This window comes from Falsihalocynthiibacter sp. CO-5D18 (assembly GCF_041205445.1).
Lineage (GTDB): Bacteria > Pseudomonadota > Alphaproteobacteria > Rhodobacterales > Rhodobacteraceae > Falsihalocynthiibacter > Falsihalocynthiibacter arcticus.
The window spans coordinates 1-1,955 of record NZ_JBGFCF010000049.1 but is presented as its reverse complement, the minus strand read 5'-3'; the positions used below and the strand labels follow the sequence as shown (position 1 = coordinate 1,955).

Below are 1,955 nucleotides of genomic sequence, written 5' to 3'. Positions count from 1 at the left end.
TGATAACCGCGAGTGCGTCGCCAGATTTCAGGCTCTTTTCCGTGTGCTCCTGATCGTCCGGGGTGATCTCAATTTGCACGTTAAGGTCGTTTACAGCGCGTTTCATCACATATGGAAACCATGTTGCGAGACTGTCATTGTTTACCGCAATTCGGACCGTTGCCGCATTTACACCAGATCGGTCTATCAGATTGCTCATTCGATCAGCTAGTTCGTGTTGTAACAGAGTTACCTGTTCAAAATGCTGGCACAATTGCAACCCGATTTCAGTTGGAACACACGGGCGACCGCGGACAATCAGAACTGTGCCGACCCTATCCTCAAGCTGTTTGATTCTCTGGCTGACCGCAGATTGCGTCACTTCGAGCGCTTTTGCAGCTGCATCAAAGCCGCCTTCTCGTACAACCGCATCTAAAGCGAGCAATGAATCATAATCATATTGCATGTCAGAACAACTTTTTTCATTAGAGTTCCTAATACAATGTTAGTATGTCGTTAAGAAAATCAATCTAAATGTTGATTTCTGCCCTGATTCTCCAAGCTATTTATTAGCAACTCTGATTGTTTTTGAGCAGCGGTCGGAACCTCGTGTCAAAAAAAGCTATTCAACAATGGCACTTAGCGGTAATGATTGTTTCCAAACAGTACTAGGAGCACATATGTCTGGGCAGCAATTACGTCATCAATTCTCGCGTCAATTCTTCGGAATGACTAAATATTCTCGCCTCGGTTCATGGGTAATCGTTGGAATGTATCTAGCACAAGTGTTGGCTGGTATATTCCTAGGGCATTATCTTTTGTCATTAACATTGTCTGTGGGAACAGTTTTTCTGATGATCCTGACCTCGGTGTTTATTGGCACGCGACTACGTGGACTAAACAACATTGTTCACGAATGCACGCATTCATCCTTTTCAGAGCACCGTGAAGACAACGTGGCTATTGGCAGACTGTGTTCTTCGCTCCTGTCTGGGTGTTTTCAGCATTACAAAGACGATCACCTTTCTCACCACGCACATCTCGGTGACTATGCCCATGACCGTGAAATGGGACCGATTGAAAAGTTTGGTTTGCACAGACCCCTGACTAGGAAAACAATTCTTCAGCATATTGTAACCCCATTGCTGGGACGCCACCTAAAGATGTATTCTGGCGTCAATCTTTCAGGTGGTGACGGTCGGTTATTCTTCGGAATCAAAATGGTTCTATTGGTGACGATATTTGTCTTCTCGATCTTCTATCCTGCGACGTCGGCATTCTTTGTCTTGCTACCAATGTTTTACATCTTTCCGACATTGAATTTTTGGACAGACTGTCTGGATCACGCTGGAATTGTAGGCGCAGAAGACGAGCTTGAAGCTTCTCGCAATGTTCTGGCTCCGCTTCCCGTGCGGTTATTGTTTTTCCCGCGGAATGATTGCTTTCACCTAGTGCATCATCTTTTTCCAAACGTCCCAGCACGACATCTTGAAACCGCCCACGTAGCGCTTTCCGAAGATGCCTCTTACCAAAGCAAACAACATGCGGTGCTTCCAACACACAGATCGATAGTTCAACTGGCAGCCGACGCATCCTAGGAACAAGAAAATTACTGATGGTTTTCAGTTCTATGGCGCGAGAAGCTTTTTCCGCTTGGTGAAATTACGAAGCGTGTCCTCCCGTCATTAAAAAGTCGCCCCTTTTGGGGGCGACTCTATCTCAAAATACACAAATAAAAGGACTAACTTAAATACACAAATAGAAGTGCCTATTAGAGCTGTGTCCGTGTTCCCAAGATCAAAACAATAAATACAAGAGTTTCAAACCATGGGAGGCTCACAGGCATTCGCAATGACTTCAACAAAGTCAAAGTCGCTAGGCACCCTCGAATTCTGGTCTCTAGCGGCGAAATCTTTTTAGCTGTCGAAGACTTAGGAAACCAAATCTTTTTGGGATCATTTGCGGCCCCGTAGACT

General features: G+C 45.2%; 2 protein-coding genes. One reads left to right on the top strand and one right to left on the bottom strand.

Annotated features, from left to right (window positions below; translation table 11 throughout):
* Positions 1 to 445 (bottom strand): LysR family transcriptional regulator (locus tag AB9F27_RS21760; protein WP_369758183.1); only part of this gene is annotated, 445 nt, incomplete at its 3' end.
* 214 nt (positions 446 to 659) lie between these two features.
* Between AB9F27_RS21760 and AB9F27_RS21755 the strand changes: the two genes are divergently transcribed.
* Positions 660 to 1,577 (top strand): fatty acid desaturase, encoded by a 918-nt coding sequence (locus AB9F27_RS21755; RefSeq protein WP_369756621.1) that lies wholly within the window; start codon positions 660 to 662, stop codon positions 1,575 to 1,577.
* Positions 1,578 to 1,955 lie beyond the last annotated feature (378 nt).